At 38.1% G+C, this 226-nt stretch carries 1 protein-coding gene; it reads right to left on the minus strand.

Annotated elements, in window-relative coordinates:
• A partial coding sequence (locus tag E1176_RS20825) for a hypothetical protein (protein ID WP_222933021.1) occupies nt 1–226 on the minus strand: 226 nt, incomplete at both ends.

Below are 226 nucleotides of genomic sequence, written 5' to 3' on the forward strand. Positions count from 1 at the left end.
GTGAATTGTCATAAAGAAATTTAGCTCCCGCATTTTCTTCACTTTCTCGTATAATAATAGAAGCTGTTACGGGATAAATGGGAGTAGCATATCTATTTACTAGATGAGCTATTGAAAGTGCTATAATTGCACTCACAACCAGTAAATACCAATACTTGAGCACTCTAGCAAGTACTCGCTTAAAATTAACTGATACTACCGGCTGCTCTTGCTTCTCGCGAAGGTC

Origin of the sequence: Fulvivirga aurantia (assembly GCF_009711475.1) — a bacterium.
Taxonomy (GTDB): domain Bacteria; phylum Bacteroidota; class Bacteroidia; order Cytophagales; family Cyclobacteriaceae; genus Fulvivirga; species Fulvivirga aurantia.